At 39.5% G+C, this 25,027-nt stretch carries 24 protein-coding genes; 5 read left to right on the top strand and 19 right to left on the bottom strand.

Translation table 11 applies throughout. The annotated features are described in order from the left end of the window. The first annotated feature begins 13 nt into the window (after nt 1–13). Both ACRD69_RS06015 and ACRD69_RS06020 read left to right on the top strand, forming a co-directional pair. The gene (locus ACRD69_RS06015; RefSeq protein WP_430814169.1) at nt 14–2,365 is read left to right on the top strand and encodes a TonB-dependent receptor; all 2,352 of its coding nucleotides are present in this window, start codon (nt 14–16) and stop codon (nt 2,363–2,365) included. Nucleotides 2,366–2,374: 9 nt separating this feature from the next. Continuing rightward, the gene (locus ACRD69_RS06020; RefSeq protein WP_430814170.1) at nt 2,375–3,853 is read left to right on the top strand and encodes a PepSY domain-containing protein; all 1,479 of its coding nucleotides are present in this window, start codon (nt 2,375–2,377) and stop codon (nt 3,851–3,853) included. A 315-nt stretch (nt 3,854–4,168) separates the two neighbouring features. Here the strand turns inward: ACRD69_RS06020 and ACRD69_RS06025 are convergent, their stop codons facing one another. From ACRD69_RS06025 to rsfS, 8 genes are all read right to left on the bottom strand, one after another. Next, on the bottom strand, nt 4,169–4,519 hold the full coding sequence (locus ACRD69_RS06025; protein ID WP_430814171.1) for a transposase: 351 nt from the start codon (nt 4,517–4,519) through the stop codon (nt 4,169–4,171). Nucleotides 4,520–4,951: 432 nt separating this feature from the next. Continuing rightward, nucleotides 4,952–5,218: a cytochrome C oxidase subunit IV family protein gene (locus ACRD69_RS06030; RefSeq protein ID WP_430814172.1), complete on the bottom strand. Its 267-nt coding sequence runs from the start codon at nt 5,216–5,218 to the stop codon at nt 4,952–4,954. Nucleotides 5,219–5,240: 22 nt separating this feature from the next. Then, entirely contained in the window at nt 5,241–5,858 is a 618-nt protein-coding gene (locus ACRD69_RS06035; protein ID WP_430814173.1) for a cytochrome c oxidase subunit 3, read from the bottom strand. Between the two features lie 224 nt (nt 5,859–6,082). After that, complete coding sequence (locus tag ACRD69_RS06040) at nt 6,083–6,736, bottom strand: phosphatidylserine decarboxylase family protein (protein WP_430814174.1); 654 nt, start codon at nt 6,734–6,736, stop codon at nt 6,083–6,085. Between the two features lie 17 nt (nt 6,737–6,753). Next, nucleotides 6,754–7,563 carry a phosphatidate cytidylyltransferase gene (locus ACRD69_RS06045; protein WP_430814175.1) on the bottom strand — a complete coding sequence of 270 codons (810 nt, stop codon included), beginning with the start codon at nt 7,561–7,563 and terminating at the stop codon, nt 6,754–6,756. Between the two features lie 55 nt (nt 7,564–7,618). Continuing rightward, complete coding sequence (locus tag ACRD69_RS06050) at nt 7,619–8,260, bottom strand: LutC/YkgG family protein (protein ID WP_430814176.1); 642 nt, start codon at nt 8,258–8,260, stop codon at nt 7,619–7,621. After that, entirely contained in the window at nt 8,244–10,295 is a 2,052-nt protein-coding gene (gene ftsH / locus ACRD69_RS06055) for an ATP-dependent zinc metalloprotease FtsH (RefSeq protein ID WP_430814177.1), read from the bottom strand. Before ftsH ends, ACRD69_RS06050 begins: the two co-directional genes overlap by 17 nt. Before the next feature lie 15 nt (nt 10,296–10,310). Next, nucleotides 10,311–10,682 (bottom strand): ribosome silencing factor, encoded by a 372-nt coding sequence (gene rsfS / locus ACRD69_RS06060; protein WP_430814178.1) that lies wholly within the window; start codon nt 10,680–10,682, stop codon nt 10,311–10,313. 208 nt (nt 10,683–10,890) lie between these two features. On the opposite strand from rsfS, the gene ACRD69_RS06065 reads away from it, so the two are divergent. Next, a complete protein-coding gene (locus ACRD69_RS06065) occupies nt 10,891–11,640 on the top strand; it encodes a biotin--[acetyl-CoA-carboxylase] ligase (protein WP_430814179.1) in 750 nt (249 codons plus the stop codon). A gap of 63 nt (nt 11,641–11,703) precedes the next feature. Here ACRD69_RS06065 and ACRD69_RS06070 read toward each other — a convergent pair whose 3' ends face one another. From ACRD69_RS06070 to pyrE, 6 genes are all read right to left on the bottom strand, one after another. Further along, complete coding sequence (locus ACRD69_RS06070) at nt 11,704–12,174, bottom strand: CPBP family glutamic-type intramembrane protease (RefSeq protein ID WP_430814180.1); 471 nt, start codon at nt 12,172–12,174, stop codon at nt 11,704–11,706. Between the two features lie 798 nt (nt 12,175–12,972). Further along, nucleotides 12,973–13,371: a hypothetical protein gene (locus ACRD69_RS06075; RefSeq protein ID WP_430814181.1), complete on the bottom strand. Its 399-nt coding sequence runs from the start codon at nt 13,369–13,371 to the stop codon at nt 12,973–12,975. 20 nt (nt 13,372–13,391) lie between these two features. Then, the gene (locus ACRD69_RS06080) at nt 13,392–14,438 is read right to left on the bottom strand and encodes a hypothetical protein (RefSeq protein ID WP_430814182.1); all 1,047 of its coding nucleotides are present in this window, start codon (nt 14,436–14,438) and stop codon (nt 13,392–13,394) included. Nucleotides 14,439–14,597: 159 nt separating this feature from the next. Next, on the bottom strand, nt 14,598–14,945 hold the full coding sequence (locus ACRD69_RS06085) for a LytTR family DNA-binding domain-containing protein (protein ID WP_430814183.1): 348 nt from the start codon (nt 14,943–14,945) through the stop codon (nt 14,598–14,600). Nucleotides 14,946–15,284: 339 nt separating this feature from the next. Then, a complete protein-coding gene (locus tag ACRD69_RS06090; protein WP_430814184.1) occupies nt 15,285–15,689 on the bottom strand; it encodes an SRPBCC family protein in 405 nt (134 codons plus the stop codon). Between the two features lie 111 nt (nt 15,690–15,800). Then, nucleotides 15,801–16,433 (bottom strand): orotate phosphoribosyltransferase, encoded by a 633-nt coding sequence (gene pyrE / locus ACRD69_RS06095; RefSeq protein ID WP_430814185.1) that lies wholly within the window; start codon nt 16,431–16,433, stop codon nt 15,801–15,803. A gap of 43 nt (nt 16,434–16,476) precedes the next feature. Between pyrE and ACRD69_RS06100 the strand changes: the two genes are divergently transcribed. Continuing rightward, nucleotides 16,477–17,055 (top strand): NUDIX hydrolase, encoded by a 579-nt coding sequence (locus ACRD69_RS06100; protein WP_430814186.1) that lies wholly within the window; start codon nt 16,477–16,479, stop codon nt 17,053–17,055. A 394-nt stretch (nt 17,056–17,449) separates the two neighbouring features. Then, on the top strand, nt 17,450–18,118 hold the full coding sequence (locus ACRD69_RS06105) for a hypothetical protein (protein WP_430814187.1): 669 nt from the start codon (nt 17,450–17,452) through the stop codon (nt 18,116–18,118). 114 nt (nt 18,119–18,232) lie between these two features. On the opposite strand, the gene ACRD69_RS06110 is transcribed toward ACRD69_RS06105, so the two are convergent. The 5 genes from ACRD69_RS06110 to ACRD69_RS06130 form a co-directional block, all read right to left on the bottom strand. Next, on the bottom strand, nt 18,233–18,916 hold the full coding sequence (locus ACRD69_RS06110; RefSeq protein ID WP_430814188.1) for a c-type cytochrome: 684 nt from the start codon (nt 18,914–18,916) through the stop codon (nt 18,233–18,235). Beyond that, nucleotides 18,900–20,066 (bottom strand): hypothetical protein, encoded by a 1,167-nt coding sequence (locus ACRD69_RS06115; protein ID WP_430814189.1) that lies wholly within the window; start codon nt 20,064–20,066, stop codon nt 18,900–18,902. The genes ACRD69_RS06110 and ACRD69_RS06115 overlap by 17 nt, the downstream gene beginning before the upstream one ends. Before the next feature lie 98 nt (nt 20,067–20,164). Beyond that, the gene (locus tag ACRD69_RS06120) at nt 20,165–20,680 is read right to left on the bottom strand and encodes a DUF3341 domain-containing protein (RefSeq protein WP_430814190.1); all 516 of its coding nucleotides are present in this window, start codon (nt 20,678–20,680) and stop codon (nt 20,165–20,167) included. Between the two features lie 2 nt (nt 20,681–20,682). Next, on the bottom strand, nt 20,683–22,050 hold the full coding sequence (gene nrfD, locus ACRD69_RS06125; RefSeq protein ID WP_430814191.1) for an NrfD/PsrC family molybdoenzyme membrane anchor subunit: 1,368 nt from the start codon (nt 22,048–22,050) through the stop codon (nt 20,683–20,685). Beyond that, nucleotides 22,050–25,013 (bottom strand): Fe-S-cluster-containing hydrogenase, encoded by a 2,964-nt coding sequence (locus ACRD69_RS06130; protein WP_430814192.1) that lies wholly within the window; start codon nt 25,011–25,013, stop codon nt 22,050–22,052. Before ACRD69_RS06130 ends, nrfD begins: the two co-directional genes overlap by 1 nt. Nucleotides 25,014–25,027 lie beyond the last annotated feature (14 nt).

Below are 25,027 nucleotides of genomic sequence, written 5' to 3' on the forward strand. Positions count from 1 at the left end.
TAGACAAATACATATGAAACAAATCGTTACCAGTGCAATATTCGCACTTTTATGCCATTTGGCATTTTCACAAACAATGGATCAGGATACATTTCTGATCAAAGAAATTGAGATTGATGCCGATGTGGTATTCACCAAAAAACAGACAGCCTTAAAAACAATCGCTCCACTCAAACACATTCCCATTGCAACATCAAGCGTTAGCAGGCAGATGATTGATATAAGGGGAATTAACAACATTAATGATGCCATGCGCTACACGACAGGAGTCAGATCATCGGTTAATTACGGAGGTTTTCAAACCTTTACATTCAGAGGATTCGGACGTCCGGTTATTATGGTTGATGGTATGCGCGACGAACGAATGAACTGGTCTAACAGTGCTCCTGTTACAAGTCTTACGGCCGTTGAAAGCATCGAATACCTAAAAGGTCCTGCATCTGTAATGTATGGCCACTCAGCAGTGGGTGGAATTCTTAACATCGTTCGAAGGCAACCAAGCGCAACGGCTAACTATAACGCTCGTTTGAGCTACGGCACCTGGAATAATAAACAGATGCAAATTGGAGCGGGTGGTGCACTAGGTTCACAACTAAACTATCGTTTTGATGCCGGTTTTACGGATAGTGATGGTTGGCGTGATAATAATACTGAAATCGCCAATGTATACCTGGCTTTTGACTATCGGTTATCGGATGGCGATGTAATAAAGCTAAAGATCGGTGCCAATGATGACTTCTATGGAACTGAAACAGGATTACCAGCACTATCACAAAACGTATTTGAAACCAATTCAGGTAAACAGGTATACGCTATTGGTGACCTGCCTGCAGGCTTCAGGCGTGAGCAACGGTATAATGACCCTGCCGACTTTCTAAAACACACCAACAGTAATATTGCTGCATCCTGGGAGCATGCTTTTAACTCAAAAAGTAAGTTGATCAACAGCATATCATACAACAATGATGATATTGATTATTTCTCAACTGAATCACTAAGTTACCTGAGTTCTGATAATGCTATTTACGACCATTACTATAAGAACGGAGATAGCAAAAAGTACATTTGTATAGACAGCCTGCAGCGAACATTCCCTCTGCGCTTTTCACATAAAACCAAAACATACCAGTACAATGCCGACTATTATAATCAGTTTACTACCGGTTCGATAAAGCACAATGTAGTGGCCGGATACTCTTTTTTGTATGTTGACAGAATAAGCTATAAGGGATACAACCTTCCGGGTTTAGGGGATGTTGAAAACAACCCTGATTTGATTTATGACTCGTCATACGATGTTTACGGACAAGGTTTATATGCTAAAATGGCGGTATCAGATCCAATCCTTAACCATGGCTATTTAAAAACTCAATTCTCGGCTGCAGCAGTAATGGATGATCAATCCCATGGATTGTATTTTCAGGATTTAATGGACATTTCAGACCGACTTAAGTTCATGATTGCCGGGCGCTTCGATTACTACAGATATGCCCGAAGAGACGCTGGTATTACAAATGGCCTCGATTATGAATTTGATCCGGAAAAACCAGAGAAATCAATCACCAATAAAGCCTTTTCGTACCGGTCAGGCTTAGTGTATCTCCCTAATGAAGATCTATCCATATATGCATCTGCATCTAGTTTCTTCCGCCCTTTACGCACTACTTACAATGAATCATACATCTATCTGGATACCGAAGGAGAGCAATTCTATCCGGAAGATGGAGAAGAACTCTATGAACCTGAAAAAGGCTATCAGGCTGAAGCTGGATTCAAGTGGGAATTAGGAAATATAATAAGCGTAAACGGTAGTTTCTACTATATACAGAAGGAAAACATAGTTGAATACCTGGGCAGAACAAATGATGAGAATCAACATCGAATTTACGGACAGGTTGGCAAAGTTGACTCCAAAGGTTTTGAATTAGATGCAATTGCTCGTCCTGCAGTGGGACTGTTTATCAATGCCGGATACAGTTTTAACAAGGCAGAGTATCAGGAATTTGCTGACAACCCTTATTCCGATGGTTCAGCAAAAGAAGGGAACACCCTTCGGAACGCCCCTGAAAACCAAGTGTTCGCCTGGGTTAATTATACCGTTCAAAGTGGTATATTCAAAAAGCTTAGTCTGGGATTAGGCGCCCGTTATACAGATGATATTTTCACCAGTTCTTCCAATACATACGTATTACCATCATATACGGTATGCGATGCAACCATGGCTTATTCATTTGATAAGGTAACACTGCGCATTAATGCCAATAATATAGCTGACGAAGAGTACTACGATAATTCGGTGTTCAGTAACCAATATATTCCAGGCATGGGCCGCTCATATGAAGCCTCAATCAGTTTAAATTTTTAGAACAGATAAATGATAAAGCTATTAAAGAAATACCTGTTTCTCATTCATAAATGGACAGGATTTGTGATGGGTTTATTATTCGTGGTCTGGTTTATTTCCGGCTTTATAATGATCTACCATTCCTTTCCCAAACCGCGACCACAAAACTATTTTCATGGCCTGAGTAAATTCTCAGGTCATGAAACCTTATCATCACCAAAAGATCTTTTAGATAAATATCCAGGATCTGAAATCAGACTTGAAATTGTAAACGAACAGCCCGTTTATCGATTTCCAGGTCGAAAGCCAGCAATATATAATGCCAGCAGTTTAAAACAGCTTCGAAGCTTAGGCGAAACTGAATGCCGGCGTATCTTGAAATCGAATTTCCCGGCAGACATGATAGAGGTCAAGGAATTGAATGATTTTGACCAATGGATTCCCTGGTCATACTACAAAGCTTATTTCCCCATTTATAAATACAGATTAAATGACAAGCACAAAACCCATGTTTATGTATCATCAACAAAAGGCGAAATTGTACAGGAAACAACACATAGGTCAAGGGTCTATGCATGGATGGGAGCCATTCCTCATTGGTTGTATTTCAAAAATTTACGCTTACATTCAAAACTATGGTCAGATGTGATTATCTGGCTAAGTGCTATTGGTTGTATTGTATGCATATCAGGCATAATAAGCGGATGTATACGCCTAAAAAGAAAAAAGGTACAGTTTCATAGTCCCTATAAAAAGAAAACGCTTAAATGGCATCATATAGGAGGCTTACTATTTGGCTGCTTTGTATTCACCTTCATATTAAGTGGCCTTATGTCATTAGCCGATATACCGGACTGGGTCGTCAAGCGGGAAAAGTCTGTTAATTATTACCAACTCTGGAATAAGCAGATTATTAGTGATAGCACTTGTCATCATGGATTTACACAATTGTTACAACATAATGAGACAGCCACAGCCAAACGAATAAGTTTCAATAATATTTTAGGACGGAGTTTTTACGGTGTTTATTCCAATAAGGCAAATAAGCCCGATTATTACACGATCAAAGAAGGTAAGATAATGTCGCTTCCGAAAGTTTCAGATTCTTTGTTGGAAAGAAATCTTAAGACACTGATTCCGGATAAACACTACAAAACAGAACTGTTGAGTGACTATAATTCGTTTTACCGGTACAATGCCAAACGTCTAATGCCTTTGCCTGTATATGAAGTAACTTTGGAAGATCAATTTAATACCCGCCTGTTTATCGACCATCATACAGGCAAATTACTGAAAGTAACGAATAACTCAACTCAGTTGCAATGGTGGCTATATCAGGGCTTGCACACATTCAAATTTGGTTGTTTTTCTCATTACGAGGGACTGAGACAAACATGGTTGATATTTATTTCCATGGGAGGAACAATTGTAAGCCTGACTGCTTTTCTATTATTTGTTCGGTATTTGAGACGAAAAACTAAAAGCCAACTACACAAACATTACAGATAACCTGAGGGCGAATTCAGGATCATATACAAAAGCTGGGTCTAATCTGGAAATGTTTAATTTTGTGGTAAATTAGAATTAAACTAAAGAGCTTATTGAGGAAGTTACCAGCTTTTTTCTGTAAGCATAATACGTCCAGCTTGTATATAAGGTATTTCTTAGGCTGAATTGAAAATCGACGCAGTCAAAGCCTAAAACATCACAACAAGGGGCAACGCCCCTTGCAAGATTAATCGATTAATTATCAGGCTGTAAGTCTGAAACTGTCGCCAATAATATTCAAGCTTATATTCCAAGTTATACTCCTTAAAAAACATCTCAAGCTCCTCTTGATATAATTTCTATTTTTGAACTACTTACTGAAAAACATCCGTAACCTGTTTGCCATGAAAAATTAGGACAGGAAGGAATATTATCTTTCACCCATATAGAAGATTCTTTCTTAATATTTTCAACTACTTTAGATAATGCATAATTCTTTGACAAGCAAAACAGGATATGAACATGATCTACAACACAATTAGATACAATACAGGAAGAATCATGATTCTTTAAAATTCCTGCAATAAATGCCAGAAGTTTTCTCTCCCAATCCGAAGAAATAAAAGGATATCTTTCTTTTGTGCCAAATGTCAGATGGACATAAAGTTGTGATAATGATTGCCCCATAGTTTATGGATAAGCGCATTATAAATGTTCCAGACCTACAGCCTGGATTGTCATTGTATATATGTGCTTGGGGCGTTGCCCCAAGTTTTGATGTATCAGGCTTTCAGCCTGACATACAGCTATAATATTATTAAATTTTTCATCAACGGAGAAACTGAAATTTCAGTTAATCACCCCAAACCTAATATAATAAAAACAGATGGCAGTTTAGAGGCGTGACAGATGTGAAGTTCTTCTCTATCGTTTGTGTAAAATTTACGCCTGGACCCAAAAATTGGTTGTGATCCCGAATTCAGGGCAATAGATTTTATAAGAATATCTGCCAGATATAAATCAGAAAGCCTCCCTGAAAGTAATTTCAAGGAGGCTTTATATTATTATAACCTGAGATCGGGAATTACACATGGATTCAGGTTATTAGAAGTTTTTCACCTAACCAACAAACCCTACAAAGAAAATCAGAAGGGCCAATACCAGCACACCGGCTATTAGAAGTCGGGCAAAACTGCCATCCAGTTTTATATTCATAAATTTATTCAGAACAACACCCGCACTAATCACAGCCAGACCAATGGCAATTAATGGATTTAAGTAGCCCAGGTTTAATGAACTTAAACCTGATGAAATAAGTGTTAGCACAACTAATCCGATAAAAACGAATATATATGTTTTTGAAGAAACTGTATTTTGATTATCCATTTCTATATGCTTTAATTATCAATTACAATAAGTAAAATAAAGGGAAAATTAATACCCATATTAATGTTGCCAGGTGCCAGTATACCCCGGCCTTTTCCAGAGCTGAGTAGTTATTGGCATTTAAGGTGTTATTATTAACCTGTGACGTTACATAAATCAGAACAACAAATCCGGCTAAAAGATGAAGAGCATGTAAACCGGTCATGAAAAAGTAAAGACCAAAAAATAAAATATCACCATGACCTAAGCGAGCCAACTCCTCACTTCCTGGAAACAAACCAAAATCAACACGTCCCTTCCACTCAAAATAGCGGTTTGTCAAGAACATAAAACCAATGAACAGAGTAGTCAGGAGCCAGAATAAGGCTGCCATCTTATTTCCTTTGCGAATGGCAATAGAAGTAAATGCCATCACAAGACTTCCGGAAAGGATAATTATGGTATTTAAAACACCTGATGTTACACTTAATTCGGTGGCTGCCAGGTCAAATGCAACGGCATTTTTATATCGATAAACCCCGTATAACAGAAACAAGCCTGCAAAAAGCAGTAACTCTATAAAGATAAAGAGCCAAACCCCGCTTAAGCTGGCTTCTTTAGATTTAGACAAATTTCCTGTCATAGATAATGATTGACTCATAGTATTTCGATTTTGTTAACGACTCTGTTTCATTAATAAATATGGCGATAAAAATATATAAAAGTATTTAATTACCTATTTAGTCCAAATAAATCTTTTACATATCCTTTTTATATCTAGCCTTTGCCTCATATTAACAAACTAAGCTTTCAGAAGTTTTGAGTTATAACAATAAAAAAGAGCTGCCATTTCTGACAGCTCTCTATAATAAGTGAAAATTATTTCTATTTAAACCAGCCCAAAATGGTCTGGCGACCTGTTACCTTTTGCTCCAGCTTCACATCAACGCGGGTGTCAAGTGGCAAATAAAGGTCAACTCTTGAACCGAACTTAATAAATCCCATTTGCTGTCCCTGCGAAATATTCGTTTCTTCTTTGGCATAACACACAATGCGACGTGCCATAGCTCCGGCTACCTGTCTAACCAATATTTGAGTGCCTTTATCATTTTCAATCACAACCGTTGTGCGTTCGTTTTCGGTAGAAGACTTAGGTAAATAAGCGGCCATAAAACGACCGTTATGATGACGGAAATATTTTACTATACCCTTGATCGGAAACCAATTGATATGCACATTAAAAACCGACATAAATATGGATACCTGCAAACACTTAGTCTTTAGATACTCATCTTCTTCTACCTCCTCAATGGCAACAATTTTTCCATCGGCGGGTGCAATAATAGCTCCATCCTGAATTAATGCATCACGCTTTGGGTTACGAAAGAAGTTAAGTACCAAAGCGAAAATAATAAACGATGCTAAAGTGGTAAATTTAGTTAGCTCTATACCGGCTAAAAAATAAATTCCGGTATTAACTGCCAACAAAAATGCAAGCACTACTATTATTGTTCCGAATCCTTCTTTGTGTATTGTCATTGTATTTTAAAACTTAATTATCCAAATAAAACAAAAAGCGCAAATATCATAGGCGCTGCAAATAATACTGCATCAAAACGATCGAGTACACCCCCGTGTCCCGGCAATATTGATCCAGAATCTTTAATATCAACATTTCGTTTCAACATCGACTCAACCAAATCACCAATGGTTCCAAAAACAGATACTATCAGTGCGGCTGCAATCCAAACCGGAAGTGAGGCAATTTTAGTTATTGAATAAATAACTATTCCGGCAATTATTGTAAAAACAACTCCACCAATAAATCCTTCCCAGGTTTTTTTAGGCGAAATACGTTCATACAATTTATGCTTCCCAATTGTTACTCCCACAACATATGCACCACTGTCGTTGCACCATACCAGAATGAAGAAACCAAGCAATATGGCAGCCTGGAATGTACCATTGATACATCCGGTTAAGAACAGGAATGATAAGGGCAGGGCCACATAAACCGGCAATAAAAGTGTAAGTGCGATGCGTTGAAAGGGATTTTCTCCGCCTTTAAACAGTTCATAAACGAATGGTAACCATACGAGTGGCATTAATACAACATACCAGCTTCGTTCAATATAGCCCTGTGTATCCAGAAAAACTAAAACCTGGAAAGTGATACCAAGCAATAGAGCTGCAAAGATATTTAGCTTACCATACTTGCGTTCCAGTAATCTTCCCAGCTCCAGCATACCGATAACGGCTACGACGATACAAACCAGAAAAAAAGCAATTGGGTGTACAAATATAGAGCCTGCAACTGCTCCTACAAACAAGATGCCTGTTAATGTGCGCTGTAAGAAATTATTCATTGATCGTCTTTAGTGCTGCAAAGTTAACATATCCTGCTAAAAAAGAAAATCAACGTTATTTATGAATGAACAGAATCAATTCTTTAGGACCGTGAGCCCCCATTACCAATGTCTTTTCAATATCTGCTGTACGGCTAGGTCCTGTAATCACAGTAGCCTGAGATGGCAGGTTTTCACCATACTTATTTTTTAATTCACGAACAGCATCCTCAAGGAAAAGAACCAATTGCTTTTGGCTGGCCACAACAATGTGAACAGGCGGAAAAACATTTACCAAACGACCCGATTGCTGTGCAGAGCTGACCATTATGGAACCGGAACGTGCAATTAAAAACTCACAGCGCGTAATGCTGGCCTCAACATCTGCAAATTCACTTTGAGAAATCAAAGATGCATTTAGCGGAACAATCGACCTTAGTTCATCATCAATACAAAATATCTTTTGACACCCTTTCTTTACAATCAAACCTTCCAGGTGTTGTCTGATCTCGGTTTTAGATTCGCAGACAATTAGCTGACCACTGACTTTATTAAACTCATCAGTAAAAGTTTCTAATAGCTTATCGGGTTGTGGAAAAACACGAACGGACCAACTCGCATCTGCAGTTGGTCCGTTATTATATTGCTTAGCACCCTTAAGACGATTAAGAATTCGTTCACGTGCTGTATCCGATCTATCTTTAAGCTTCTTGTCCATTCTCTTCTGATGAACTATCTTTTTTTGCTTTCGTTTCTTCGATTTCAGGACCTTCAGTAGCTACATCATTGGTATCTTCATCTGTATCCTCCTCAATCACGTGCCCAGATAATTTGCGTTTACCAAAGATCTTTTCAAGGTCTTCACTAAAGATCACCTCTCGCTCAAGTAATAATTCAGCCAACTTGGTGTGCTTTTCATGATTCTCAACAAGCAGTTGTTTGGCACGCTTGTACTGCTCATCAACAATTAAGCCAACTTCCTGATCCATTAACTCAGCAGTTTTTTCACTGTAAGGTTTGCTAAATGAATAGTCAGACTGACCTGATGAATCGAAATAGCTAATATTTCCTACCTTATTGCTCATACCATAATATGACACCATGGCATAGGCCTGCTTGGTTACTTTCTCCAGGTCATTTAGCGCACCGGTACTAATCTTACCAAACATGATTTCTTCGGCAGCTCTACCTCCAAGTGTTGAACACATCTCATCAAGAATCTGCTCGGTTGTCGTTAACTGTCGCTCTTCCGGCAGGTACCAGGCAGCACCAAGCGCTTTTCCGCGTGGCACAATGGTTACTTTTACCAATGGGTGAGCATGCTCCAGCAACCAGCTGATGGTTGCATGACCAGCCTCGTGATAGGCTATCGCCTTTTTCTCATCTTTTGAAATGATTTTATTCTTCTTTTCCAATCCGCCGACTATACGGTCAACGGCACTTAGGAAATCTTCTTTCTCAACAATTTTCTTATCGTTACGAGCAGCAATTAAGGCTGCCTCGTTACAAACATTGGCTATGTCGGCACCAGAAAAACCAGGTGTTTGCTTGGCCAGGAAGTCGCTTTCCACATCATCGTGCAGCTTAAGCGGGCGCAAATGCACTTCAAAAATAGCTTTACGCTCCTTTAAATCAGGTAACTCAACATGTATCTGACGATCGAAACGACCGGCACGCATCAAGGCGCGGTCAAGGATATCGGCACGGTTGGTTGCCGCCAAAATGATCACTCCACTATTGGTCCCGAAACCATCCATTTCTGTAAGAAGCTGGTTAAGGGTATTTTCTCGCTCGTCGTTAGCACCCATGTTAGGACTCTTTCCACGTGCACGACCAATTGCATCAATCTCATCGATGAAGACGATACATGGTGATTTTTCCTTGGCTTTTTTAAACAAGTCACGCACACGGCTGGCACCAACACCTACGAACATCTCCACAAAATCGGAACCCGACATGCTGAAGAATGGCACGTTAGCTTCACCTGCCACGGCTTTTGCCAATAAGGTTTTACCTGTTCCCGGAGGGCCAACCAAAAGGGCTCCCTTAGGTATCTTACCTCCCAGTTCAGTATACTTTTCCGGCTTCTTTAAGAACGATACGATCTCTTCAAGCTCCTGCTTTGCTTCAACCAATCCGGCTACATCTTTAAAATTAACGCTAATGGCCGATTCCTTATCGAACATGGTAGCCTTTGACTTACCAACGTTGAATATATTTCCGGCACCACCGGCACCTCCCTGGCCCCCCATGCGTCGGAATATAAATACCCAGATAGCTATTAACAATAGAAGCGGCCACATGAATGTGAAGAACTCTCCAAGAAAATCAGTTCTTGTTTCATAATCAACCGGTATGCTCTCTCCCAGTTCAGACTCGGCAACAGCAAGTGCCTCATCAAACTTATCAATGGTCGATAAGTTAAAGGTAAAGTGCGGCCCCTCCGCTGACGGTCCTGTATTAGTCAGATTCTCGTTAAAAAGATGCTTATACTTATCAAGTTGGTCCTCTTTGATGGTAACCTCTGCAACACCTTCGTTACGAATAACTACAATATTATCAATGTCTCCACCGGTAAGTATTTCCTTTTTAAACTCACTGTATGAGATTTTATGCGGTCCTTGCCCAAAATCCATTCGGCTGACCAAAATCAATGCAACAGCAATTAAACCATAGGCCCAATAAAGATTGAACTTCGGGAACTTCGACTTTTCCTTATCGCTGCCCGGTGTATTTGGTTTTTCGTTTGACATCTGTTTATGTTCTAATTAAAATAGGTTTTCTATATCTGTACGTTTAGCATCGGCCCATAACCCTTCAAGATTATAAAAGCCTCTCTCATCTTTGTGAAAAGCATGTACGACCACATCAAAATAATCGAGCAGCACCCATAGCGCGTTCTCTTTGCCTTCAACATGGTTTGGTTTATCCCCAAGTTTTTCTCGCACATAATCTTCAACTCCGTCAGCAATTGCATCAACCTGCGTTGTACTTTCGCCTTCACATATCACAAAATACTGACAGATAGTGTTGTCTAATTTTGACAAATCCAAGATAGCAATATTTGTGCCCTTCTTTTCCTGAATTCCTTCAACAATGACTTCTGCTAATTGTTTGGCAGAATAATTCTCTTCATTCATTCGCAATCGTCTCTTATCTGTTGCTTTGTTTGCAGTTATATTGTTTGGATCAAAAGCATGCCTGCAAAGCTCTGCATGGTTATTATAAAGAAAACACCTGAAAGCATACTTTTGCTCAAAGATACTACTTTTAAAAAATTTTAAACACCTATTTTTGTCAAATAGACAAAGAGCCGCATCAGCTGCCAATTTTTCACAATAAACTGTAATGATGACATATTCTGCTCCGGAGTTTTTAATTTATCCTGAACTGGCATCCACCAACACCGAGTTAAAAAAGCTTGTAAACCAAGGTAATTTAAGCGAACACAGTATTGTGATCACACCTCACCAAACAGCAGGACGGGGCCAGGTGGGCAATGGCTGGGAGAGCGAACTGAATAAGAACCTGACCTTTAGTTTATTGCTAAGACCTTCTTTTTTAGCACCTCATCTGCAGTTTTACATTTCCAAATTTGTTTCACTGGCCATAGTCGACACCATTAAACAGGTAGCAGGACTGGAAGCTTGCATTAAGTGGCCCAATGATATTTATGTTGGCGATAAAAAGGTTTGTGGCATTTTAATTGAGAATTCCATTCTCGGCGCTCAGTTAGACTATTGCATAGCAGGTATAGGGCTGAATATCAACCAGGAGGAATTTATTTCAGGTGCTCCAAATCCGGCTTCTTTAAAGCAACTGACAGGGAAAGAATACCACATTGAAACAACCCTTGAGCTATTGCTTGAAAACATTCAACAGCGCTATCATGAACTGGAGGTAAACAGACTGGACCTCATCAATAAGGAATATTTCAATGCCTTGTACCGTAAAAATGGTATACACCCCTTTAATGATGAGAATGGTGCGTTTAATGCACACATTGATTCCATTAATGAAATGGGATTAATAACCTTAATTGATACAGAAGGTGGTAAAAGAGAGTATGCGTTTAAGGAGGTTAGTTTTGTGGTGTAAGTGAGGAATAGTGGGAGGATAGAGAAAAGAGAATCTAAGTTCCATTTGCTGTTATATAAACAACTAATTGCCAATATCTTCAAATATTAAATACATTAAAATAGCGAATGCATTATGTGCCAGATGGATAAAAATTGTATTTGCGATAGCTTTTTCCCGACGCAGTTTCGACAAATAAAAAACACTCGCAAAGATGATTCCAACAAAGAAGATCCGTATTATATACCATAAGCTATAGAAATGTGCAACTCCAAAAATGATGGATGACACGAAGACATAAAGCCAGAAACGAGGCACTTTATATTTTTTTTGAGTTAGAATATAAAAAGGTAAGGCCTGAAAAATAAATGTTTCAACAATTGGTGCAGCTATTAAAGCACCAAATAGCAACATATATATATTTTCTGATTCAAAGGGATTCGTTATGGCATTTTCAGGAGTTATAAAATTTAATAATACCCCAATAAATATATTAAAAACAAAAGCTGTCAACAGAAATATAATCCTGTTGATTTTGAGCATATTAATAGTCATAAAATAAAGATATAACCACCCGGATTTTGATTGCGTGGTTTGTTAAAGACTAGCGATTAAAACTTCGTCCACCGGTATGACCGGGATTAATCATTTTACAGACACATTATCATTTGAAACATGTGATTATTTAACCATTATTGCATATTTAACTCAAATGCTTATTTCTTAATGTTGGCTCGGTCATTTCTACCATCAAAATAGCCTTTAAAATAATAATTACAAATATCAGACAAATAAGCTATGTAATACTAATCCTTGTTACCTCGGTTGCTAAAGTATATATATACAAACCAAATTAGTGCTATAACGGCCCATGGTTTCCAGTTTAATACATTGACAAAATCAATGCCTCCTGTTTCTAAATATAATATTAAAACATTTAGACTATGTATAACTATCCAAACTAAAAGCAACTGTAATAATCCTTTTATATACTTTTTCATAATCATCATAAATTCATCACAAGCTTGACATGCCGTGCATTAGCTATTGATAATATCCTCTAAAATGTAAAAGAAAAACATATCTATCCTATAGAAAATCCTTAAGTTCATCTATCAATCTACTACAAAACTTGCGCCCATTAGCAACTAAATTGTATGCTATACACATTGCACTATTAATGGCCACCATTGAATTGAATATCCATTTTGAACTTATTTTGCCAAAAAGTTTCATATAAAAAGCTTATAAATTCTTACCAATTAAATAAGTTGAGATAATCATCCTTTATCATCTTTTTATTACATACAAAATATTTTTCAACAGCTACCATTCCTTTCAAATCTTAAAAGACTATAAAAAATTATCGTTTCTATTTGATGAGTGGAAAAGTTGACCGGATTGTTTTAAATGCCAGATTAATACAATACACAAAACCGAAACCATTCCAAATACACTCAACATAAACCAGGCAGGCATTACCAACACATTGTATGACTGCAAAATAGATAAGATGAACATTGCAGAAATACAAAGTAAGATAATGGTTGACAAAATCCTTGTCTTTGTTTTCTTGTAGTTGTTATTAATTTCATTTCCACCTTTCACAAGCATAATTATCAAAACAACTAAACACAGAAATCCATAAATAATATTTCCAGATTCCATTTTTTCAAGCAGTAATCGCATCATATAATAGGCTAAACCTGCAAGCATGCCGGATAATATGACACTTTTTGTTTTCTTTATCATGTGGATTCTTTTATTGTGAATTAGTAAAAGATAAGTTGTCCAATAGCTTCTGCTGCACTAGAACCAATACCACCAGCGATAAATCCTATGCCGGCACCAGGAAGAGCTCCGGCACCTCCTGCTACTGCACCTGAAATCATTCCCCCGATTGCTCCGCCAATTGCACCTTGCCAATCGGCTGTTGAAAGCTTATTCAAATCGAAGTTGACAGATCCTTCCATCACAAAAACGCCCAAATCTGGGTCAAAGACAGTGCCTTTAGGTCCCCTTATAATAGCAACCTTACCATTTGTAACAACAATAGCAAGAGTGGGTTCGCCTGGCCAAGGGTATACTCCATCAGGGAAATCAACAAACTGAGATAATATAACTGGATTTCCTTTTAATGATGATTTTAAACTGCCAATATCTTCTGCATCAAATTGTTCTAAATCCATCAGTGACATCTGCCATTTAATGGCGTTTACCTTCCAGTATTTTAACGAATAAATACCTGTATAGATACCGCACAGTATAGGATATGCATCATCTTCTGTTAATGCAGTATTTACTTCATCCTTTAAATCAATAAGAGCTTTAATGATACCCATCTGATTCTGATCTTTAAATATTGTCTCCATTCGATGGATATATTCAAGCTGCCTATCAGATACGTTACCAAACTGTCGAAAATGATTTCTTCGAATATCTGTTTCGGTTACACCCTCTAACAATTTTTTTAATCTAGTAACAATATCTTTATCTCTTCCATTATAGTAAAGCGTTTGTTCACAAACATTCGTAACTAAGTCTTTTAGCGAAATGTCTATTTCTTCTTTCTCCCTCATAAAATTAATCGAGGCGTCAACTATTTCAGCCTGCAGATTTTCTTTTGAGATACTTTGAAGTTGATTTTGTTTCAGGGATTTGAGCTGTTCTAAAACATTATCTAATCCTTCATTATGTAGCTTGCCAATATTCGCGTAATACGTTTCATCAAATCTTATATGCTGTTCATTATGCTCCAACGCATCTTGACTACATCCTACTAAGGTCCAGATTGATAAATATAAAATAAGCTTATTCATATTAACTGATTTATAGTATAGCGATTCCTATTATCACCTATAAATCTAACTAACAAAACAATACAGAAAATCACTTTGGTAAGTTTATCACATTGAGCGGTAATTATATCAAATTGAGTGGTAAAAATGGGAGTTAGCATCAATGATGGAAATTTCGTTTCACTCAACATTCCTGTTTATGTCTTTAAGAAATTGACTAAAGGTGGTAATCAGCACCGACATTTTACGGCGAGAGACTGAAAACTCCTGTCCATTATAGAGGGTAACGATTCTTAACTGCTTTTGAATACTAACCACACAGTCAATATTAATGATCACATTACGATTGACCTTGACAAAGGTATCCGGCAATTGATTATGAAGTTCATTTAATGTTGCACAATGCAATAACTTCTCCCCATCTATCATTTGCACGGCGAGCTGACCATCACGAAAAATAATGCATTGTATGCCGGCAATATCTATCCGACGAATGGATAAATTATTTTCAATCAACAGGTATTTCATCGTTCATAACAAAAAATCTGTTGTAAAGATATAGAGCCAAAAAATTAGTTATATGGGGAAAACAACTACCTTTTCTGTGAATTTTGAGTTTTTTTAGGCAAAAATTAGATTTACACAAGCAAAATTAAGGAGCGTGCTCTGCCGTTTAAACTCTTTACCGATTGGACTTATTTCTAAGAAGTACTAAAATGGAGGGAACAGTCATTTAAAAAGCCGGCATTTCATCGGGAAAACGAATTCACCAATTTCTTAATCATAATTTACTGATTTATCAATACGTCAGTTAACGAATTAACAAATCAGTAAATCAATATTTTAAGTTAACTACCAACCTATTTTTTAGTATTGATGATTGGCAATGGCATCACTTAAAACTTCCAGAAACTTTTTGATGGGTTTACTGGCGACCATTTTAATCATCGGGTTCATATCAGCCTTAATAGTCAGCTTGACACGTGTATCATCCTCTGCCATTTCTTTGAGCTGAATCCATAAAAAGAAATTGAATGGTGTTTTACCTTCAGCTGTATACTTAATCACTTTAGGCGACTCTTTTTCGACTATGCGCAAGCCAACCTCACCAACCGGATCTATGGAAAAACGGCAGCTATCACCAAATGATTGCCAGTTATTGATCTTATCTTTGGGAATAACCTCACCAAAATGGTCAAAATCAGATAAGAAGTTAAACATGGTTTCGGCAGGGTAAGCCGCTTTCTTTATATCGCTTTCAAATGTTGTCATAATAATACGGATATTAGACTCTTAACCTACAGATACAAGTCTGCTAACAATAGACTAAGAAAAAGAGCAAGCCTTATTAGGACTTGCTCATTCGTATTTTTTAATGTAAAATTATTTATTCCAGCTAGCCGGGTCTTTTCTCCATTCCTGAAGAGTAGCAACGTCTTCAGCCGATACATAACCCGATTCACTTGCAAAAGGAATCATCTCTTCGTATGAGCTTAGAGTTGTTAATTCAACACCTGCTTTTTCAAAAGCTTCAGTCGCTACCGGGAAACCATAAGTAAAAATGGCAAGCATTCCCAACACTTCAGCACCGGCTTCGCGAATGGCTTCAACAGCTTTTAAGCTGCTACCACCTGTTGAGATCAAATCTTCAATAACCACAACTTTCTGCCCCGGTTTTAAATCCCCTTCAATAAGGTTAGTTAAGCCATGACCTTTAGCTGCAGAGCGCACATAAATAAATGGTTTGTTGATAGAGTCAGACACCAAAGCACCTTGCGCAATGGCTCCTGTTGCCACACCGGCAACTACATCTGCTTCAGGATACTTTTCCAACACTAAACGTGCAAATTCCAACTTGATAAAGTCACGTACTTCAGGGTACGAGAGCGTTTTACGATTATCACAATAGATAGGTGAGTTCCACCCCGATGCCCATGTAAACGGGTTTGCAGGTTGCAATTTAATTGCCTTAATTTGCAACAGCTGTTTGGCTACAATTTCCGCTAATTTTTCCATACCGCAAATGTATAAAGTTTTTTTCAAGGATAGAACTCTTTTTTTGACTGATAATCTGACTTCAGACCTCACCGAAAACTTTGATGCTCTGCATAAGTATACATCACATCACGAGCTGCAGCAATTTATCGAAACCTTTGAGCAAAATGAACATTTAAAGGCCGGTTATCTTTATGGTCGTAAGAAAGATTTTTTGCTTGATGCCCTAAAGAAATGCTACAAGTTTATTACGGCAGCGGGAGGTCTGGTAGTAAACCCTGGTAATGAATACCTCATTATTCACCGGCTGGGCGTTTACGACCTGCCAAAGGGCAAATGCGAAGAAGGCGAGACATTCAGAAAAACGGCCCTACGCGAAGTTGAGGAAGAATGTGGTTTAGACAACCTGCTTATCCGTCATCCCCTTCTGTCCACCTATCACACTTATGAGCAAAAAGGGGTGCATTACCTGAAGGAGACAGCTTGGTTTTTTATGGACTATTTTGGCTTTGATCAACCTGTTCCTCAAACAGAAGAAAATATTGCATCAGCAGAATGGATAAAAAAAGAAGATCTTATCAAGGTGTATAAAAACACCTACCCTTCAATATTGGAAGTATTTCATAAAGCCGGAGTGGTTTGATGATGTGATGACCTTATACGGGACAAGCACATCGATCAACTTTAAATACTAAATTACCCTATCAGCGGTATGCTGCGTCCCTTATCAGCCTTGAAAAGTTTGAATCCCTGCACAATATGCAAAAATCAAATTGTTAATATCTTGTTAGTTAATACCACCCCCTTTTTCTTTACAAGGTAAATTCTATCATCTAAATTAGTGTTATCAATAATATATTGACCTGAGCTTTAAGTTGTTTTGCTAATTTCGGAACATAAAATGCCTGATCAGGAGCAGGAAGGGCATAACGCTTTTCCTTCTGAGATAGCTAATCCGGGGATTAGATCCGAAGCTGGCTAAATGACACTGTTTGTTTCAACATGATATTGGTATAATAACATTAAACACCCAAATAATGTCTTTACCGGAAACTACATTACCTGAGCACAAGCTGCAGCTTCGTGTTGAGGCATTAAGTGATGAATTATCCCGGCAACGGGAAATTTCGAAAAAACAAACCAATACGATAAGTAACCTTCGGCTGTGGTTTTACTTCACCCTGGTTTTTTCAGTCACACTATTCTCTTTTTTACTCATGCAGGGCTTTATCAGTATTCCCGGTCAGCAGACTCCCGCATCTGTCAGTCACCTTATTGATACTGTATATATTGAAAAAGCCATAAACATTGATTCTCTTGAGAAGATCAGGTATAATACTCATCGGGCAGCTTTGCCCAAGGAAGATTATGACGGTATTCTTTTTGCCATCCAAATTGGTGCCTACAAGGATTTGGATTTGAGCAAATACAAAGACAACATGCTGGGGTTGAAGCAAGATACATATGACAGCATTAACCAGTTTACCCTGGGTGAGTTCATTGAGTATGAAGAAGCTCTTAAGTTCCTGACCATCGTTCAGAATATGGGCTTTGAACAAGCACACATGATGTCATTTAAGAACGGTTACCGCATTCGACTGGAAAATGCCTTAGCCATGAGACAAAAGATATTAGCCACTAATAAAGAAGCAGACAAAGGATTTATTGAAGCCAATGATGAGCGTTACGAGTTAATGGCTCAATAGGGAGATGTGGGTAACAGGAGAAAAGGAAAAGCCCGGTTGAATGCATTCAATCGGGCTTTCTAACTTTATAATAACAGCTCTTTACCAGCTGGCAATACTAATTGAATAGCGGCATTACTCAGCTACCGCTTCCTCCGTTGTTTCAGCTTCGGCGGGCACATCCTTTTCAGCTTTTTCGGCCTCAGCAACGGCAGCGGCCTTTGCAGCCTCATCTGCTTTTGGATGTAACTCTTCACGAATGTATGAAACTATTTTCCACCGTTCATCAGGCAATATCTGGGCACCATGTGCTCCCATAACGCCATAACCAACGGTAATAACCTGGAAGATCTCCCCATCAGGGTTGGTGCGTATCTTTTCTGAATTCAGATCAGCCGGCAGATACAAATACTTTTGCGAAGTATATAAATGCCCTTTTCCATCGCCCATATCACCATGACAGTGCAGGCAATAGATATCATACAGTCTTTTTCCTTCATCTAAAACCGCTGCATCTCCTGTATAGGGGTTTTCCAACTCCTGCCCCGCCCATGTTCGGTTAACATCTGTTTTTTCAAAATCAAATGGTATCATTTCACGGGGCACGGTACCCTCGACAGGCAGTTGATTAGTACGCCCATTTTCCCAATTGGGATTAGACGTATATGTTTCATATGCCTGAGACTGTTCCATATCGGGGAAATAGCTATAACCCGGTTTGTTACGGTCTTTATCGCAGCTTGTCACACCGATGAGTATCAATGCTGTAAAGCCAAACAACTTGATGGCAGTTAAGTACTTTCTATCGAATATTGTCATAATCAAAACTTTCTTTAAAGAATGGGTGATTTTCAGGAACAACAGGTGCTTTGGCAAAGTTTGTAAAGAAAACAAACAAGAAAATACCCGCTACAAATACAGTCATACCTATTTCAAGGATACCAAAATCGGGATGCCCTATGGAACCCGGCATAATGGCCAGATACATATCAATCCAGTGACCAATAAAAACGATAACCGCTGCCGCGATCAGCCAGTTGAGCTGACGCTTTGTACCGCGAGCCATCAAAATAAGGAATGGTGCCAGGAAGTTGATTATTACATTGGCATAGAAAACCCCTTCGAAATCCTGAATTCGCTTCACGTAATAAATTGTTTCTTCAGGAATGTTACTATACCAGATCAATAAGTATTGTGAAACCCACAGGTAAGCCCAGAAAATACTGAAACCAAACAGGTACTTACCAAGATCATGCAAATGCTCATCGTTAATATGCTCCATGTAACCCATTCTTCTTAACACAAACAAAAGAATGATAATAACTGATACAGCTGAAACAAAGGTGCTAACGAAAATATACCACCCAAACAGCGTACTGAACCAGTGCGCATCAATAGACATGATCCAGTCCCAGGCAGATGTTGAGCTGGTAACAGCAAAAATGACGATAAAAATACCGGCAATGCTGCGTTGCTTATTAAATAGCTTTATATCGTCGTTACTATCTGTTTTAAGGGATGTTTTTCTGAACCAGATGACCAACATACTCCAGATAATGATATAAGCAACCGTACGGATACTGAAGAACATCGGATTCAGGTATGGAGCCTTGCCCTGAAGTATCTCATCCAGGTGTTCTGTATGACTCCAGTGGTAAATATCGTGCATGCCGACCAGCACAAGTAGCATAAAAACACCACCAACAGGCACATACATTGACATAGCTTCCGGAATTCGTTGAACAGCCGTGTGCCAGCCTGACTCACCCAATACGTGAACGATCACAAAAAAGGCAGCACTCATGGCGATTGCAGTAAAGTAGAAACCGTTTAGCAATACATTTGCCCATATACGATGTGTATGATCCAGATTCATCGCTACGCCTGCTACGGCCAGTACCGCACCAATCACTATCATAGCGATTAAAAAGGATTTTATCTTTTTTGAAAATTCAAAGGACTTATACATAGTTTATATTTGTCGAATTGATAATTCGTTTATTTGTCAATTTGTATCAAAGACCGAAGCTTAATACTTCCGCCTGATGACACATTAGCCGTACCTGATTAAACATCATGATGCTTAACACCCTCAGCACCGGCTGCCTGTAATTCAGACTGAAGCTTTTCACTATTTTCTCCACTTACTTCAAGTAAGATCTGAAAGCGGTCGTTGGTTACTTCTTCATCAAATATCACATTGTCGGCTCCCGGCCCCAGTTTACTGCTGATCAGAAAGCCAAATACCAGTGCAAAAGCAGCCATCAATACCGTTAACTCAAAGGTTACCGGTATAAACGACGGCACCGACAAGAACGGTTTACCACCGAAGTTTAATGGCCATGCCTCCGTAAAGACCCATGCCTGAAATCCAAATCCTATAGTTGCACCCATAACACCGGCAATGAAACCGGCGCGGGGTAGGCGCGATCGACGCATTTTCAACACCTTGTCCAAGCCGTGAACCGGGAAAGGCGTGCGAACATCTGCTATCTCAATATTTTTTTCCTGTAAGGCCTTGATTCCATCAACCAAATCCTTATCATCCAGATAATATCCTGAAACAAAAGCTTTTTCTGCCATGATTACTTTCCTTTCTTAATAAATTTTTCGGTTGATGTTTTTAAAACACTCTTCACCTCTGCGATCGCAATCACAGGGAAGAATCGTATGAATAAGAAGAACAGGGTAAAGAATAAACCGAAAGTACCGATATAGATACCAACCTCAACCCACGTTGGTGAATACATACTCCAGCTCGATGGCAGGAAGTCGCGATGCAACGATGTAACGATAATAACAAATCGCTCAAACCACATACCTATATTCACAAATATTGAAATAACGAAAGTAGCGGCGAAGCTTCGTCGTATCTTCTTGATCCAGAACAGCTGTGGTGTAATAACGTTACAGGTCATCATGATCCAGTATGCCCACCAATATGGTCCGAAAGCACGGTTAACAAAGGCATATTGCTCATATACAACCCCGGAATACCAGGCTATAAAAAGCTCGGTAATGTAGGCGATACCTACAATAGAACCTGTAGCTATAATAATCTTATTCATCGACTCAAGGTGAGCCTTGGTAATATAATCTTCGAGGTTAATGGCTTTTCGGGTTATGATCATCAGGGTTAATACCATGGCAAAACCTGAGAATACAGCTCCCGACACAAAGTAAGGCGGGAAGATGGTGGTATGCCAACCTGGTATGACCGAAGTCGCAAAGTCAAAACTTACAATCGTATGCACTGATAATACAAGAGGGGCAGCCAAACCTGCCAATATCAAACTCATTGATTCGTGGCGGGCCCAATGACGGGCTGAACCTGTCCATCCAAAACTCAAAAACCAATACACTTTCTTTTTGATCCCTTCTTTAAGGCGGTCACGAATGGTACCGATATCAGGAATTAAGCCCATGTACCAGAACAATAGTGAAACTGTCAGGTATGTTGAAATGGCGAAGACATCCCATAATAAAGGCGAGTTAAAGTTCACCCATACATCACGGGTGTTTGGATATGGAAAAATGAAAAAACCCAAGGGTAATCGTCCCATGTGAATCAAGGGGAACAAACCTGCACACATGACAGCGAAGATGGTCATCGCTTCTGCACTCCGGTTAATGGAGGTACGCCATTTTTGACGGAATAATAACAGGATGGCTGAGATAAAAGTACCGGCATGACCAATACCTACCCACCATACAAAGTTTGTGATACCCCATCCCCATCCAATGGTTCGGTCCAATCCCCAGGTTCCTATTCCATCCCATACGGTGATAAAGATGGAGAACAGTCCGAATCCCAGTGCAATCAATGCTAGTGTTAAGCCTCCAAACCACAGTTTGCCTGGCTTACCGGTCATCGGGGCGTATATATCCTCGGTAACTTTTGTGTAGCTCTTTTCTCCGCTAATGAGCGGCTCTCTTACTGGTGATACGTACATTAGCTTAGCGTTTTATTTTTGTCTTTATTTCTTACTTTCGATAGATATACCACTGATGGCAGCGTGTGAAGTTCTTCCAGCAATCCATATTGGCGGGCGTCTTTTAATAATTTAGACACTTTGCTGTCAGGATCATTCATATCGCCAAAGGTGATAGCATCGGCCGGACATGTTTGCTGACAGGCTGTTTTTATTTCCCCGTCGGCCAGCTGTCGGCCATCCTTTTTAGCATTCAGTTTCTTATCCTGAATACGCTGTATACACATTGAACATTTTTCAATAACACCCTTTGCCCTTACTGTTACATCAGGGTTTAACACCATGCGCTTCAGATCAAGCGTCATACCTGCCGGATCAACACGGTTATTTGGGATGGTATCAGCACCTGTATAATCATACCAGTTAAATCGGCGTACCTTATACGGACAGTTGTTATTACAATACCTGGTACCGATACAACGGTTATAAGCCATCTGGTTAATACCTTCAGAACTGTGGTTAGTAGCTGCAACCGGACAAACATTTTCACATGGTGCATTATCACAATGCTGACACATAACAGGCTGTCGAACCACTTCAGGATTATCTGTATCTCCTGAATAGTATCTATCTAAACGGATCCAGTGCATCTCATGTGATCGACGTACTTCATTGCGACCTACCACAGGCACATTGTTTTCGGCCGAGCAGGCCACCACACAGGCATTACAGCCAATACATGAGTTCAGGTCGATCACCATACCCCAGTGATGCCCTTTGTATTCATGCTCGTGATATAATGTCGTATGCAGCTTTTCAACCTTTTCATGCATTTCGTTTCCTGATGCCGGATTCTCAAGGTATTCAGCAATGGTTGTCTCACGTACCAGTGCACGCCCTTCCATCGAATGGTGCGACTGGGTGGCAGCCAACTCGTAGGTTGATCCGGTTGCTGTCGCTTCAACTTTGGGCACCACATACGAGCGATGACCATTATTCATCACCACAAACGGATATACATCCTTACCCAGATCACTTGCTACACGACCGGCATTTGAACGGCCATAGCCAACAGCTACCGCCAAGGTATTACGGGCCTGACCTGGCTGAACCAACACTGGCAGCTCAACTCCGTTGACATTCACAACGTCACCTTGCGTCCATCCTCTGAGTGCTGCAAAAGCAGGCGAAACAGACACATAGTTATCCCAGCATACACGTGACACTGGCTCAGGTAACTCCTGTAACCATGGGTTGTTAGCCAATGTTCCATCTCCAACAGGTACATTCTTGTACAACACCAACTCCAGGTCATTACCCGATCTGGCTGCACTATTTGCTTTAAGAATTGATGCCACATCAGCACCTTTATACACAGGATTATCTGAGGTTTTGCCGGCATCAGCAACAATACCATCACGCAGACTTACCTTCCAGAATGTTTCAAACTGCTTACCTTTTGCAATCGCTGAGTTATAGACATTATCTTTCCAGTATAACTTGATAAAATCATAATAGCTTCCGTCAAAACCGGCCCACGCCATAAGATTCTCTTGTGCAGGACGTGTTTTAAACAATGGTCGGATTGCAGGCTGGGTAAGTGTATAAACACCATTCACCAGTTCTGTATCATCCCAGCGCTCCAGGTAATGAGGAGCCGGCAACTGATAATTACATAACAGCGATGTTTCAGTTTGCTGCGATTGAACAGCCAGTCGCAGAGGTACCTTTTTAATAGCTTCCTCCGTTCGGCCTTTCAGTGGAGCATGATACACAGGATTTGTTTCCCAAAACATGATCGCACCCACCTTGTCTTGTTCCATACGTCCTAACAAAGCATCATAAGCTTTATCATCACCCTGGTAAAGGTTAATCGGCATACTGGTCAATACCGTCTGTCCAATATTTTGAAGTAACTGATTGATCTCTACTACTAAAGTCTGAATAGCAACATCATTGGTACCTGAAACAACCAATGACTTTCCGCGGGTGGCAGCCAGTTCATTTGCCACCTTAACGATAGCTTCTGGGGCTTTTACAGCAGGCGCATTATTACCCGACTTTTTGGCTAACTCTGAATAAAGAGCCGCTAAATAATAAGCTTCATCAACAGCAGGCATTGGAACTCTTTCATCGGCATTGGAGCCCGTTAAAGTCATAATGGGCTCGAACTGAATGTGACGCATCATTTCACGCTGTCCCTCTGTTAATTTACGCGCCGATGCGTACTGACGTCCAAAGGCAGTTGGTTGTAACCATGTACCAAGGAAATCGGCATTGAACCCAACAACCAGTTTTGCCTTATCAAAACGGAATGATGGTATCATTGCTTTACCAAAACTCTGACTATAAGCTTCGCGTAAAGCAGAATATGAGAACCCGTCAAACGTTTCATGTACCACAAACGGATACCTGCCAATAAAATCAGCCACCAGTTTCTTAGTTGACGGACTGATGATGCTCGGTGTTACAATGACAAATTCTTTTGATGCATCCCAGGTAGCCAGTGTTTCAGTCAACTTAGCGTCAACATCTTCCCAGCGTATAGGATTACCATCTAATGTAGGTTGAGCCGGACGTGACTCATCATATAAATTTAACAAGGAAGCCTGTACGCGTGCCGAAGCTGAACCCCCGGTCATTTGACAAAGATCATTCCCCTCAATTTTTATGGGACGACCATCGCGCACCTTCACAAGAACAGGTACCATTTCGGCCCCATCATAAAAAGTAGATGCGTAATAATTGGCTGTACCAGGCTTTACTTCCTCTGGTTGTATTAAATATGGTATTGCTTTCTTAACAGGTCGTTCACAACCGGCTAATACGGCAGCCGATGCAATACTGAAACCGAAATACTTCAAAAAGTCCCGACGGCTATTTTTAGACGAATCTGTATCAGAAAGTACAACCGAAGATTTTTTCTCTTGCGGTGCTTCTTCAGCAGGCAACAAATCTTCAAGGCTTCTCCAGTATTCTTTCATATTTGTTTTATTTA

It is taken from the genome of Carboxylicivirga agarovorans (assembly GCF_050589845.1).
Classification (GTDB): domain Bacteria; phylum Bacteroidota; class Bacteroidia; order Bacteroidales; family Marinilabiliaceae; genus Carboxylicivirga; species Carboxylicivirga agarovorans.